The 13,984-nt window shown below is 47.0% G+C and carries 11 protein-coding genes; 6 read left to right on the top strand and 5 right to left on the bottom strand.

Annotation, left to right across the window (positions count from 1 at the left end; all coding sequences use genetic code 11):
* Nucleotides 1-131: 131 nt before the first annotated feature.
* Both EBR25_01650 and EBR25_01655 read left to right on the top strand, forming a co-directional pair.
* A complete protein-coding gene (locus EBR25_01650) occupies nt 132-2,189 on the top strand; it encodes a hypothetical protein (GenBank protein ID NBW39686.1) in 2,058 nt (685 codons plus the stop codon).
* 25 nt (nt 2,190-2,214) lie between these two features.
* Entirely contained in the window at nt 2,215-2,394 is a 180-nt protein-coding gene (locus EBR25_01655) for a hypothetical protein (GenBank protein NBW39687.1), read from the top strand.
* 80 nt (nt 2,395-2,474) lie between these two features.
* Here the strand turns inward: EBR25_01655 and EBR25_01660 are convergent, their stop codons facing one another.
* The gene (locus EBR25_01660) at nt 2,475-3,803 is read right to left on the bottom strand and encodes an MFS transporter (protein ID NBW39688.1); all 1,329 of its coding nucleotides are present in this window, start codon (nt 3,801-3,803) and stop codon (nt 2,475-2,477) included.
* 428 nt (nt 3,804-4,231) lie between these two features.
* Here EBR25_01660 and EBR25_01665 point away from each other — a divergent pair, with 428 nt between their 5' ends.
* Complete coding sequence (locus tag EBR25_01665; GenBank protein ID NBW39689.1) at nt 4,232-6,193, top strand: AAA family ATPase; 1,962 nt, start codon at nt 4,232-4,234, stop codon at nt 6,191-6,193.
* A gap of 34 nt (nt 6,194-6,227) precedes the next feature.
* Here EBR25_01665 and EBR25_01670 read toward each other — a convergent pair whose 3' ends face one another.
* From EBR25_01670 to EBR25_01680, 3 genes are all read right to left on the bottom strand, one after another.
* Nucleotides 6,228-7,478 (bottom strand): alpha-amylase, encoded by a 1,251-nt coding sequence (locus tag EBR25_01670; GenBank protein ID NBW39690.1) that lies wholly within the window; start codon nt 7,476-7,478, stop codon nt 6,228-6,230.
* 333 nt (nt 7,479-7,811) lie between these two features.
* A complete protein-coding gene (locus tag EBR25_01675) occupies nt 7,812-9,332 on the bottom strand; it encodes a glycosyltransferase (protein ID NBW39691.1) in 1,521 nt (506 codons plus the stop codon).
* A 79-nt stretch (nt 9,333-9,411) separates the two neighbouring features.
* Nucleotides 9,412-10,086: a tRNA-(ms[2]io[6]A)-hydroxylase gene (locus tag EBR25_01680; GenBank protein ID NBW39692.1), complete on the bottom strand. Its 675-nt coding sequence runs from the start codon at nt 10,084-10,086 to the stop codon at nt 9,412-9,414.
* Nucleotides 10,087-10,145: 59 nt separating this feature from the next.
* Between EBR25_01680 and EBR25_01685 the strand changes: the two genes are divergently transcribed.
* The 3 genes from EBR25_01685 to EBR25_01695 are packed head-to-tail and all read left to right on the top strand — an operon-like array spanning nt 10,146 to nt 12,720.
* The gene (locus tag EBR25_01685) at nt 10,146-10,685 is read left to right on the top strand and encodes a hypothetical protein (protein ID NBW39693.1); all 540 of its coding nucleotides are present in this window, start codon (nt 10,146-10,148) and stop codon (nt 10,683-10,685) included.
* Nucleotides 10,682-11,806 (top strand): GNAT family N-acetyltransferase, encoded by a 1,125-nt coding sequence (locus EBR25_01690; GenBank protein NBW39694.1) that lies wholly within the window; start codon nt 10,682-10,684, stop codon nt 11,804-11,806. Before EBR25_01685 ends, EBR25_01690 begins: the two co-directional genes overlap by 4 nt.
* The gene (locus tag EBR25_01695; protein NBW39695.1) at nt 11,806-12,720 is read left to right on the top strand and encodes a hypothetical protein; all 915 of its coding nucleotides are present in this window, start codon (nt 11,806-11,808) and stop codon (nt 12,718-12,720) included. Before EBR25_01690 ends, EBR25_01695 begins: the two co-directional genes overlap by 1 nt.
* A 328-nt stretch (nt 12,721-13,048) precedes the next feature.
* Here EBR25_01695 and EBR25_01700 read toward each other — a convergent pair whose 3' ends face one another.
* Nucleotides 13,049-13,837: a hypothetical protein gene (locus EBR25_01700; protein NBW39696.1), complete on the bottom strand. Its 789-nt coding sequence runs from the start codon at nt 13,835-13,837 to the stop codon at nt 13,049-13,051.
* Nucleotides 13,838-13,984 lie beyond the last annotated feature (147 nt).

Genomic DNA, 13,984 nt, shown 5'->3' on the forward strand with positions numbered 1-13,984 from the left:
TGGTAATTTCGCACCAGCCGAAATAGTATTTCAAACAATATTTTATTGCGAACTGCGCGCTACTTGTTTTCTTTTTCGCTTAGCAGTGTAAGTTCGGGCCATTTGCCGTCGGTTTCAGGGGAAAAGCGTAAGTGCCAAGTTCAGAATTCGGTCCAGACTCAGAAGGAAACTCTCAGGACAGGTCAGGAAGAGGGAAAGAAGAGAAGAGAGCATCCTTCCCTGACTACTTTCTCGATTCGGAAAACCTTGAATCACTTTTTCAAAGAGAAGTCATAGTTCGAACTTCCGAGATATTGCAGCAACACCTCGTGGCTGATCGATGGGAAGACTTTGAAGATGAAATCAAACATCTTCATCATACCAATGAGATTAGTCGAGATACTGTTAAATTAATCATGAGCACCCCGCTGGCAGATCTGGACTCGCCGAATATTCTTTTCGCCTATTTGCAACACTGCGTTCCCTATCCAGATAGGAAGACAGTAGAGACATGCCTTACACTGGGAGCAGACATTAATGTTAAAGATCAGAGGGGAAATACTGCTCTTGATATGCTGTTGCATGTGAATCCAGATCCTTTAGTGATGAAGTTGCTCATTGAAAGGGGAGGAACATTCCAAAAGATGAACGAGGAGTATCTCGTTAAGCGAGACACGAGCTATGAGAGATGTAGTGCGAAAGATATTCTCGTTGAGACAGGAGCCCTCGCAAAGAGTCTGAGGCTTGAGGAGACAATTAAAAATGAGCTAAGAAGCAACTTGCTGATGTCTGATAATTTAGCGCGAGGATATCACTACCTAAAGGCATTTGAAGAAGCCACAAGTATAAACCAGGCAATTGAAGATCGAGTTCATCTCGGGCCTTATTTTCTCGAATATACAAAACAGATGCTCTATGAGGACATGCCGACTACCATGACGGCAATGATATCAGCTATTGAAGATTTAATGGACACATCTCCAGAGCTCCATGGATGGCATCAATCGGAGGCTGAGTTAGCACTTCTTCTTAATAATCTCAATCTCGATGTGTCTAAGGGTCCGGATACGGAACTGGTAAATGCAATTACGAGAGCGATTACATCACCTTATCGTGTTTACCGTGCAGGTCTCGTTGAATTTACTCCTTCGGCAGTCGATGCTGTTAAGCAGGTGGGACTACTTACTCACTCTTTCCGTTTTCTTCGATATGAGACTGAGCAGCAGCGCGAGATGAATGAGAGGGGAGAAGTCATACATATTCCGCAATCAAGCATTATTGAGAAGTTTGGCTTTGAGCGTATAGATAGCCGCATCTCAGATAGGAGTAATTTCTTATACTATGAATACGAGCAGCATCCTGGCTTTGGCAGAGGATATCTTCTACACCCAGATTCAGATGCCTGGCAATTGCCTCATCTACAGCAGCTTGATATCGAACCGGGAACATGGGTAGAGTTTCGGCAGGGTTACATGCTTGCTTCAAATAGCAATGGAACGCTGCTTATTCGGAACTCCTCTCCGACTTTTGGTCGAGATGGGCTTGAACATACGGCCTACTGGTCTAATGCGAGTTTTGATAATGGGCTGACGGAATCAGACCTCTTGAATCTGGATCCGAAAATATTCAGTAATGAGCTTCTTGATACTATATTCTCGATTCCTAACTTTCGAGAGGGTCTGGATGACCATCCAAGAGTTTTTGCTCTCTCACAAGACCTCCTAAAACTAAAGAATGCGATCAAAGATTGGGAATTTGATACGCGCCGTGAGACGGCTTGGTCCACTGATGAGTCAACTGGACAACTCTATGTAAATGGTAATGGCCATCATTTTAGCACTGGATTTCCTCATGTAGTGGAGTTTTTGAATGCGAAGATGCGATATAATGAGCAACTCGAGAAGCATGGAATAGATCCAAAGCCGTTACCAGAGCTCTCCTTTTTCAATAGGCACCTCCCAGCTTGGACTGCCGAGCCGTTTCTTCTCTCATCTGCTTCGGTGCAGCAAGGGGAGCGTACGCGTTTGCCAGTGGATGCAGTTGTACTAGACTTACTGACAAAGCTCTCACGCTTTGATCTTCGCAGCTCTGATCAGGATGCAATGAAGGAAACTGGTTTAGAAGCGTTTCTCGCGATGGGAGCGAAGACGCAGTCACAACTGGTGCTTGTTGCTCCAAAGAGTGATGTTGTAAAAAAGAGGTCAGAGTAGATACCGGTAAAAAAGGAGAAGGAACATGTCATCGCTAGAAACCCCATCACCAGAGACACGACCAAAGCCAGATACAACTCCAAAGCCAAAGCCTGGTCAACCAGCTACAGTACCATACCCGAAACCCGATCCAGCTCCAGAGCCGAAGCCAACCGATAAGCCTTTTGAGACGTGTCGGTTGCCTTCAATCTCTTCTGTAGAGTAAGAGGGTAACATCTGGGATCGAGAGATAAGAGAACACGACAGATCCGACCCGTCATTATGGCACGTTATAACGGCCGAAGATTAGTCCCCCTTGATCACGCTCTTTTTTTTGACCAGCTGTTCTTTTATCCAGGTAATAGCACGGGCAGTTGTCCCAGGGAGGATACGAGTAAGGCCAATGGTTACCGCAAGTGCTGCGATCCCTATAGTTGAAAAAATATCCTTTGCGCTCATATCAAAGTAGTCGCGGAATACAAGAAAGAGAAATGTAGAGGACAACATGCCAACGTTTGAAAGAAAGTTTGAGGCAGCCATATATCTTCCTCGTTCTTCAATCGGACTAAATGCTTGTAGGTAGGCCGTCAGGGGTATGATGAAAAATCCTGAGCTGAGGCCAAGAAAGAAAATCCCCGGAAAGGCTATTGTTTGGTACTGACCATAAAGACCGAGCAGTGCTGAGAAGAGAACCATACCTCCCGCGCCAACTGGAAGAAGGCCAAGTTCAGCAGCGCCCTTCGATATGGTCCCCGCAAGAATGCTTCCGATTCCTATTCCTAGTCCAATGCTGGCAAGGATAAGAGCTGTTCCTCGATCATCAAAATGAAGAATTTCTTTCGAGAAGAAAAGGATATTCAATTGAAAGAGTGCACCTACTGACCAGAAAAAGGCGATTCCGAGGGTACACATCCAAAGAGAGTTCGTATGAGCAATCTTTCTGAGAATGCGGATATTAGGAAGAATCGGGTCAATTGGAAGGGGATTGCGTTTGTTGTCCACACTTCGAGCAGGCACTCGTTTGATAAAGAGACTCAGTATTATTCCAATACAGGCGATTCCGATGCAGAAAAGCCCTGGATTACCGAAGGATCCATCTGAGACAAAACCAGCTGAAGCTGTGCCAATAATAATGGCAGTAAACACAATGAATTCAAGATATCCGTTCGCTTTGGAGAGTTCGGATAAATCGAGTATTTCGGGCAGAATTCCCAGTTTTGAGGGGCTGAAAAGGGCGCTTTGAGCACCCATTAAGAATACACAACTGAGAAGAAGCTCAGTGCTATCGACCATAAAGGCGAGCAAGCCGATGCACATCACGACAAGCTCCATTTCTTTTGTCCATCGAATCATGTCTGATTTCGAGAAGCGATCTGAGCACCAACCTGCGAAAGCAGAGAAAAGGATGTAGGGAAGAAAAAAGAGAGCTCCCGCAAGACTGGCATAAAGAGCACTGCTATCGTTGCCAACGATTTCATTGATGACAAGTATCGAGGCAATTGTCTTAAACAGATTGTCATTGAACGCTCCGAGAAACTGGGCGCCGAGCAGGGCGCGGAAGCTTCTAGAGGAACATGTTTTCCCCGTGGTTCCCGTTACAGCGTATTCTTGAGACTTTTTAGGTTGTTCACTCATGGCATTGTCTCTGGACGGCGGAATCGCTAGGAATGTGAGTGATGTTCATTGAAATATCAAGTAGGAAGTTCGCTGACAAATAAAGTTGTACGTAGTTTTGATTCAATCTGTTCCTAAATCGTACGAGCTCCAATATCAGAATTGCTCCGATTTGCATCTGGAGAACTGGTTTGAGGAATCTCTCTTTTTGAATGTGGTAAATCCCTTTTGAGGGAAAGTAGTACCTTCATTGGCTGAATTCACAAAGCTCTATTCATTATACTCCTCTTTAAACCTTCTAGAAATCACCCTATCTGAGAGAAGGTCAGTTGATAAGCCCGTTTCGGGGTCGAGGAAAATAAGCCCATTTATCGAAGTAAAGCACTTAAAATCCTTTATTTTATGAGATTATTTGATCCAATCATGGTTTTGAGACACTGTTTAAAAGCATGGATATATCATCTCACCATAGTTCAAAAGACCCTCGGAAGATGTCCAGTAAGCGCTCTTCAACGAGTTCGAGGCAACCCCATGAAGAGAAGTCTTCAGGTGCAGATAAAGAGGGGGGAGCAAATCAACCGATTCTCCCTGGAATAAAACCAACCTCTCAACCGCGCACCACGCCAGAAGCTCCATTAAAGGTGCCTCTGCCAGAAGGTCAGAAAGAACAGACGTCTAGTGGTGGGAGCACTTCGACCCCGAGAGAGGACGTAGCTGTTCGATTAAAAGAATATGAAATTCCAACACCACGAGAGATTCGCAGGAAACTTAGGAAATACGTAGCAGGATGTGATCAGCTCTTGAAGGATGTCTCTATCTTTGCTCATGAGCATCTTCAGAGAGCAGGGAGTTACTTTGCTGTTCCTTATATTCGGGATTTGTTGCAGAGAAATTTTTATTTTAAAAAGCCACATTCACAAGAGGCTCGAGAACTTGTATATGCTGTTACTCGTATTGCCAGAAATAATAAAATTAGTAACTCAAAGAATAGTAATCCATACAAAGATATTCTTGGTCTTACTCGACTTGCAAAAGAGTCTGGGCTGATTCGTATTCGTCCAGAGATCATATCTCATCGAGCTACCAGTGAGGAGAAGCGAGCTCAAAAGGATGAAGTGAGTCGGATAGTCCGTTCAATTGCAAGTGCGAGAAATCGTGCCGTTGCGAATGAGGAAATCTATTCAAAAATTGATTTCAAAAAAGCGCTGGCACGGAGATATCAATTGCCAGAATCCGGTAGCAAGGAATTCCGTTCTTTCGATAGTTGGTTGACCCGCTTTCATAATGCCGTTCGTCAGGGAGAGGTATCCGTAAGTGCAAAGGGAACGCTTCATGACAAAGTTCGCCGATATTTGCTCCAAGAACGGGTTGGAAAGAACCTTATAGAAAGAAGATTGAAAGCGAGTGAAGAAAAGAGCTCTTCAGATGCCCTTGAAAAAGTCGTCCATGGAATCGTAAAAGCGCTGCATCAGACACAAAAACGGCATCGAACCTCTGCCTCGTCAAGAATGGTAGTCGGAGGGAAGGAGTCCCTTTGCATTATCGGTGATACTGGGACTGGTAAAACCCAGACAATAAGGGCGCTTGAAGCCGTCATGCCCGAGCATATTCCAATTATTCGCTTCGATGCGAGTACCTTTACAGAAGTAGGCTATGAAGGGAACAGCATAGCAGAGTTGCCTGAGCGATTAATTGAACTTACTGAAGGGAATCCTGAAATGGCAAGTAGAGCTGTTGTGTTCTTTGATGAGTTCGACAAAAAGCGCCATATATCAGGAGGACAGGACGGACGAGATATAGCGGGAATTGGTGTGCAACATGCCTTGCTCCGGGTCATGGAAGATGGCGTAGACCAGGAGACTGGCATTGACTTCTCAACAGTCGGATTTATTTTTGGAGGATCTTTTCAGGGCTTAGATGAAATTGTAGCAAAGCGACTACGGGTCGACACTATCGGGTTTCGCAGTAATGAAATCTCTCCTGGACAATTTGCCATGACAACAGAGGAAAGAAGAATAAGCCTTCTTTCTCAAGCCACAGAAACAGACCTCGAGCGTTATGGAATGGCTCGTGAGTGGGTAGGGCGAGTTGATTTAACCTTCACCGAACCAGTCGGACCTCAACAAATGAAGGTTATAATGGAGCATCCTCAAGGACCGTATCGTACAGCGCTTGAGAGTCTTGAAAAGGATGATGTTCGGGTGCTCGTAACTGAAGAGGCAAAAGACTTGATTGTATCGCATGCGTTGGCTGTTAAGAAAGGCGCAAGAGGCTTGAGAACTGTCATGAAGAAGATTACTCGAGAAATGCGGTTTGAAGCTCCTGAGCTAAAGTCTGAGGATCAACCCGAACTGATAGTTGATGAGAACATGGTGAAGGAGATTCTCGGGACTCCTAACAGTGAGAGCTAACCTCCTGCCTAGCAATAGCTACTCATCAAATTGATCAGGCATGAATTCCCAGAGGCGGCTGTTGCTCTATCTGTTCGCGAGAATGCTCTATACGCTGAATAGCTTTTCGACTCTCGAGGTAACGTCTGAAGTCCTTTAAGACATTCATATAATTGACAAACGCATCATAGGGGCTTTCAAATGGGCTAAAGTAGGCATGAACGTCCCCATCCGCGAAAAATTTCGTACACATGTAGTAGAAGTGATCAGAGGTAAGGAGCTTCTTCCAGGTATCTGTGAGTTCTTCGTCCTCAAGCTCTCGGACACTCGCTTCAAGCGAGTACGCTTCATGGAGTGCTTTCTGCTGCATCTTGTTTCCTCTCCATGCAGTCAGGTCTCTCTCCATGTCTGCCCAGGAGGTTAGGCGATGGAAGTGAACTTTCCCCTTCGGCTCATATCGGTTAATTACCTCAGAGGGAGTGAGAAAACACCAGTCTTCATGGGCAAGAATCTGTTCTGGGAGATGCCACATGAAGTCAAAGATTCCTGTCGAAGCCCACTGATGTTCGCCGAACGTCTCATAATCCATAAAAAGGTTCAGGACTTCACCATTACCACTAATTTGATGTGTCCAATTGGCAAACTTTTCAGTAGTCAGTGGCCATTCCTTCCAACCCTGATTTGAGAAGCGAAATGCGATGTCATCTGATAAGCGGTAATTTTTGAGGAGAAGCTTCGTGTCACTCCCTTGAGCCTCATAGACAAAGTTTGGGCTCCGCCAGCCTAAGACGTCATCAACCCCTTCAGCGATAACTCCCTGAAAACCCATCTCAGACGCGAGTTTCGCAATCCGATTGTCATAGATGAGCTCCGTATTCCGGAAGACCTGTGGCCGCTGTCCAAAAAGGGCTTCTGTGAGTATGGAGTGCTCTGTTACCTGCTGTTTAAACTCCTCCTCACTATAGAGCGCTGCCAGTGAGTGGTAGTACGTTTCCCCGATAAATTCGACTTGGCCTGTCTCAGCAAGTCGTTGAAAGCTCTTAAGAACTTCAGGAGCATACGCCTCCATTTGCTCAATGGCGACGCCCGTAACGGCGAATGAAACCTTAAACTGGTCAGGATACCTGTCAATCATCCGAAGGAGGAGGTTGTTCATGGGGAGGTAACATTTCTCTGCTACCTTCTTCATGATTTGGTCGTTTTTTGCTTCGTCGAAATAGGTAAGATGTTCGAGAGAGTCAAAGTGGCTGTAACGGCCGACGCGGTAGGGTTGGTGAACCTGAAAATAGAAGCAAACTGCTGGCATTTTTTCCTTTGTAAAAAAGTAGTGCTTATGTGATGCCAATCTTTGCAAAGCTATTCAATCCTTTGTGAAGCAATTCTATGCTGAATTTAAAACTTTTACTTCTTCCTGACATAACCTGTACATTTCTGTTACAGGGAGTCGCGTCACTTCGGAATGCATGCTTTGAAAGCTGATAGTACCATCTTCAGACGGTATCGAGTTCAGGCAAGGCTCTGATATGACCAGCATCGGGTAGATTCAAAAAGTTCCATCCTCAGATGGAGTTTCCACGAGCACACCATTCCACACGAGCCCATAACCCAGAGAGTTCGATAGCGATTTGAGGTGTTATCCTTAGAAGCGTTCGTAGACCTCTTTGACGCGCTCAGCAGAGGCATCCCATTTGATTCGAGAGAGTTCTTTTCTCGCGCTTTCAAGCATATCATCACGCAATTCACCGAATTGAAGGGCATTAATAATGAGGTCCGCCATTCGGTCTACGTCCCAGAAATCGAATTTGAGCGTGTGTCCAAGCACTTCAGAGACCCCAGTCTGACGAGAAATGAGGGCAGGGGTATCAAAGTTAATGGCTTCTAAAGCAGCAAGCCCAAATGGCTCGGAGACGGAGGGCATCACGTATAAATCAGCATTCGAGAAGGCCTCCTCTACCGCTTTCCCGCGAAGGAAGCCTGGGAACTTCACAGCGTCTGTGATGCCAAGCTCTTCAACCCGAGCCTTTAGTCGTGGGAGCATATCACCGCTTCCAGCCACAATAAACTTTGCATCCGGAACGTGGGGGATGACCTTTGCAGCAGCTTCAATGAAGTAATCAGGGCCTTTTTGGAACGTGATCCTTCCGAGAAAAAGTACCCATTTTTCATTTGAGGGCTTCTGCTCTTGGTAATGCTCCAGTGCTTCCATTGGATAAATACCATTGTGAGAAACAAAGATTTTTTCCTCTGGAATGCCATGCTCTTGGGAGATTACGCCCTTTGTATAGTGACTAACGGCGATAACCGCATCCGCATTTTTCGTTCCAAGCTGCTCTAGTTCATGGATCTGAGAGCCACCGCTTTGACCCGTGCGGTCATATTCAAGGCTGTGAACGTGAACAATAAGTGGTTTCCCCGTTTTTTCGGCTAGTGCGACCCCTGCTGGAAACGTCATCCAGTCGTGGGCATGGATGACATCAAAGTCCACATTACCTGCTGTCGAGAGAACGAGCCCTGTGTACCGAGCGACCTCTTCAAACAGTGAGTCTCCATAGTGAGCTCCTGCTGATGCGCTAGCCTGTTGAGGGGAGTGATGGTGTAAGCTGGACTGAGTGTACTCTTCGGGTCCACCGAGAGTGGCGCCCCCAGAGGTTGCAGTATGTCCAAGATGCTCAAGAACATCTGATAACTCAACCTCACTATCGGAGCTCAAATTCTTTGTTTTTTTCACTCGATTCAGCGCGAGTTGATACTCACTCTCGCTCCAGTAGGGTTGTAGAAAAGCTGGGATTCCGATGGTAGTAATTCCCCCAGACTGAGACCCTGATGGTATTTGTCTGGAGCCCTGACCAGAGCTTGAAGAGGGTAATTGAGCTTCTTCAGTTGTTGGGATATAGCCATCGCCGTTTGCAGCCATTTTTAGGGAGGTATGACCGATGAGTCCGTTTTTGGAGGACTTTGAGAGGTTCTCTCGTGAGAGGAGTGTTGCTGGATCCACGAGGTTCATGTGAGAGGCGTTTTCAGAGCCTTGCAAGCGCGGAATCACAAAAGTGATTTTTACCCCTAAACGGCTGAGCGCCGTGCTCAGACCTTCACATGCTGTTCCCAGCCCTCCTGATATAAAAGGAGGGTACTCCCAACCAAGCATGAGTACGTGCTTCATAGCTCTCCAAGAAGAATGTGTATATTGCGACTCGTACATCGCGACCAATCACTCTTTTCCCAGTGTGTCTGTTTGTGGGTCAAGAGACAAGAGATGCAATGGTATGGGGGAGAGATTTTTTGATCCACGAATGCATTGTTGCTGAAAAATCTTGAGCAGCAATGATCTCACGCTCTTTTTCTAGCCACCATTGCCATCGCTTATGTACTTCATCTTCGCTTTCAATATGCAGGGCAAGGCTCAGAAAGACACGATAGTGGTCATGTTCACTTGACCAGAGTCCAGTATAGAGTTTTCGAAGCTCTTGATCCTGCGAGTGGTCTGCGAGGAGTCGAAATCGTTCACAGGATCGCGCCTCGATGAGTGAAGAGGTAAGAAGCTTGTCAACGAGCTCTCCTGGATAGAGGCCATTACGAATCTCTTCTTTCAGCGTTTGAGCGTATGGATTGCGATGCGAGCGGGAGAGTTCTCCCCCTCGACGGTGAAGAATACGAAGTACGAGTGCTAGGTGTTGTGATTCGTCACGATTAATCTCTGACAGGGCTTCTGTCCACTCAGTGGGTGGGGAGTTCTCTGGCCACTGATGGAGAAGTTGTAGGGCATTTTGGGCAGCTTTCTTCTCAAGGTGCGCGTGGTCAATGAGGAGGCTGATAGGGTCTTTGAGCACCTGATGCGCCCACTCAGGAGGTGTATCGATGAGGAGGGGGAGTTGTCGGGCTCCCGGAGAGGAGGAATGAGTTCTTTCGCTGTTCATAGGGCAGGATTATTTGTCGGCGGGGCGTTAAAAGTCAAAAAATAGTGGGTGGAGAGTTCATGATTGAAGTAATTCTCGTTCAGCAAGGAGAGCCTCTCGACTCAAAATGGCGGGGGAGTGGTAAGCCTAAAAAGCTATGGACGGAGCACGATTCTGAGCGAATGGAGAGGGTCGCGCTTGGGCTCTTTGGTGTCGTGCGTGAGGTTGATGGGGTCTTTACGGGACCTGCCATACGGACGATTCAAGCAGCAAAAGCCATTAGCCGTTTTTTTGGAAGAGATTTTGAGATTATTGAGTCTCTCTCTCATGCCTCAACTGAAGGCTACCAGGCGCTTATTCCCACGCGTGGTCGTCATATTATCATTGGGCAGGACCCTGCCATACGCAGGTTTGTTGGAGAGGTGTGTAGGATTTCAAGGGATGCCCTTGAGCCACTTCATAGAGGCGGCGCGATTTCTATAAAAAAGAATTCCTCTGATTGCTGGCAGTTGAGCTGGATGTTGCAGCCTCGACATCTCCGTTCCATCGGAAGTTCTCTTCTTCAATATCGAGAGTCTATAACGCAGCTATCCTCTATGAGGAGCATCATTCCTTTTTGATTGCGCAGGGTGTTGTCTTCTTTGCTTTCATGGAGTCATTTTTCATGGTTGGAACTATACATCTTTGTACGCGGGAAGAGTTCCCTGACTTCCGTTCCCGTTGGCACGTGCTTACGTCGGGATTACGCTTCCCAATGATCACGCATGAATGGCATGCTGCTGCGCTTCAAGCACTTCTCCCTGAAGATACTCCATACATCGTGATGGTTTTAGGACCGTTTGGTGAGCTACGTGGGGTTGCTCCACTGGTTCGCCTTAACAAGAGCAATAACCTGGGATTCTTGAGTAGTATTGCTATACCAGAACCTGCTGGAATGCTTGCTGACAGCCCTGCATCACTCCAGTCTCTATTAGCAGGAGTGAGAGATTTGGGATTTCCACTCGAGCTTGAGCGAATACCAATCGAGCTATGGAACCCTGAAGTGATGCAAGATGCTTTGGGAGTTATGTCCTTAAAGTCGATTCGTGAGGAGGGGGGCTCACCGTGGGTGGCCCTCGGTACGAGTTGGGAGGAGTTTGAGCAAGGAATAACCAGTAAGCGAAGAGGAGATCTGAATCGCGCTTATCGGCAAGCGAATCGCTCCGGTGGTATTGCGGTTGAGTTTCTTCGTGCCGGTGAGCATGAGCCCTCTGAATTGCTGAGAAGGTTTATTCAAGTCGAAAGTATGAGTTGGAAATCTTCTGAGGCAAGTACGATACGAGATAAAGAGCACATACATGCCTTTTTTGACCATCTGGTAAATCATTATCCAGGGATAGTGTTTGGGTTTCTGTCTATCGGAGGAAAGCTTGCCGCTGGTCAGATTAGCGTAATCCATTCTCAGTCTTTATGGGTGCTAAAAATCGCCTTTGATGAAGCGTTTCGAAAGTGCTCGCCAGGTATCTTGTTAATGCATGAAATGCTTCGGTATGCGCATACGGAGCGAATTCAGAGTTTTGAGTTCCTTGGATATGAAGAGAATTGGATTAAAATATGGACGAAAATGTCTCGTCGTTACTACACCCTGAGTTTGTATCCCTATTCTCAACGAGGGTTAACGAGGCTTGGGAAAGATGTTGTAGCGAATTTAAAGACGCGCTATGGGCGGTGTTCGTTGAGCGAGAGTGGGGAAAGGGGGTAGTGAGCCTGATTCGTTTCGGAAAGCGAACTGCGCTTTCGGTACTTGACCAGATAGCATCCTTCGGTGCGCGGCGGTATATCGCTGGCCGTTCGTGCGATGATGCGTTAACGGTGTATGAGGCCGAGGGGAAAAAGGGCCACAATCAATTTATCATTTGCCCATGGGATAGGCCTGAGGAGACCCCAGCAGAGGTTCACCGCTCGTATCGTGACGCACTTGAACATTTACTACGTATACAACCGTTTGACTGTTATCTCTCAGTAAAGTTTCCCTCGCTTGGATTCGACCTTGGGCGAGTGCAGGAGCTGGTGCAAGAGGCGGCGAAGGGAGAGATTCGGGTTCACTTTGATGCGCTTTTACCAGATTCGGTAGATCGTACTCTTCAAATGTTAGAGGTGCTTCGCCCTCACTTTTCAAATCTTGGCTACACGATTCCTTCGCGGTGGAAGCGGAGTGTGGAAGACTTAGAGCGATTAATTGCGCTCCACCTTCCGGTGAGACTCGTGAAGGGACAACTTCCGGACAGAGCCTCTGGTGAGGTAGAGCCGAGAGGGGGGTGTCACACATTAGCACGAATGCTACAGGGCTATGCGGGAGTTGTCGGGATTGCCTCTCATGACGCTGCGCTCGTGATGCAGATAGAGGAGATATTACAGGAGGGAAAGACGCCTTATGAGGTGGAGCAACTCTTTCGACTTCCGCCTGTGTCTATCTCAAGTGGTGCGAAGATTCGGTGGTATGTGCCTTATGGCTATGGGTATCCGCCGTATGATGTCTCAACTGCAGTGAAAAGCTCGAAGATGGTGTGCCGTATGATCGGCGATGTAGGAGCTGGTCTTGTTCTCTGCCTTCAAGATTTCTACCTGTCTCAACTAAATTTCCCACTGGTGGGTGGGATAAAGAAGAGGGAATGAAATGCGCCGCTCCTGCGCTTCGGGTTACACCAGTGGTACAGGTGGTTTGCATGCAAGCTCTGGTCTATCTCCTTAAATAATCCACCGATATTCCGGTTCTTAAACCATTCACGTTTCATATTTTTTATAGATGCAGTCCATGGTCTTTTGCTGAATCTCTAGTAGTTTTCCATACTCTTTTTCAAACATTGCGCTTGCCTCCATGGCGGTTCTATTGCTCTGCCGGTGGTATCGAAAAACTTTTCAATAAGTTTCCAGTGATTACGGCCTCTGCTATCAGTGTAGCGCCTAAAGAGAAGAAGCTGTCTCTATGGTATCACCGCCTCTCTCAATCTCGCGCGCGATTTGCAGTCGCGAAGGCAACGAAGTCATCTTGGCGGTCATCGCCATGCCCGTGCACAATAACACCGCTAAACATATCAGAATCGAGTACGACGCCGGGAGTTGCTCCACGAAGATAGATCTTGTTACCGAGTGCATCTTTGAAGAGAGAGTTCCTATCTTCACTCTGAAGACGTTCACAGGCTTCCGCGATAGCTATTGCTCCAAGTGGAGCTCCTTTTCCGTGATAACGGGTTTGCTCGTCTCGTGTCTTTGAGAGCGCGCTTGTAGCGATTGTAAAGTGGTATGCCTGACCTGGTTCGGTTCGAAGACTCGCATTTGCCTCGTGCTTCTCCCAATACTCGGCATCGCCCTCAAAAAAAACAGGGTATTTCATACCTTTCTCAATTGCAGCCGCGTTGAGCAGCTCTCCCGCGGCTTGAACGCTGGCACCTTTTGGAAGCGTTATCTCAATAGCACCCCCGAATACCTTTTTGAATCCCTGCAAAATACCTTCTACTGAAAGCGTAGTCTGTTGGGAAGCTTCCTCAAGTCCCGTGCTCGTAGCTGTAACCTTTGCTGTGATTGCACGGATCTGTTCAGATGTAAGCTCAGAAATAGGACGCTCTAGTAAGAAAGACATCGCATTTATGAACGCCTCAGAAACCTCGGCGGCGGGAATACCACTGAGGTCGGTCTGAAGACCTGCAGAATCCAGCCGAGCTTGAAGAGCCTCCGTCGCCTCTTGAGCGGCACACTTCGTGATGAGATTTTTAAGATATTCTTGTGGGTTCATCGTGTTTACCTTCAATTTTTTCTAGTGCCGCAAGAACCATCGCTTTTACTCGGAGCGGCAGAGTATCCTTGTTCAATAATGCTCTGAGAGCAACCTGTAGATCCTCAAGGGCTTTCTTCTTCTCTTCGTCTGTCTCACTCATAAAAA

It is taken from the genome of bacterium (genome assembly GCA_009926305.1).
Taxonomy (GTDB): Bacteria; Bdellovibrionota_C; UBA2361; order UBA2361; family RFPC01; genus RFPC01.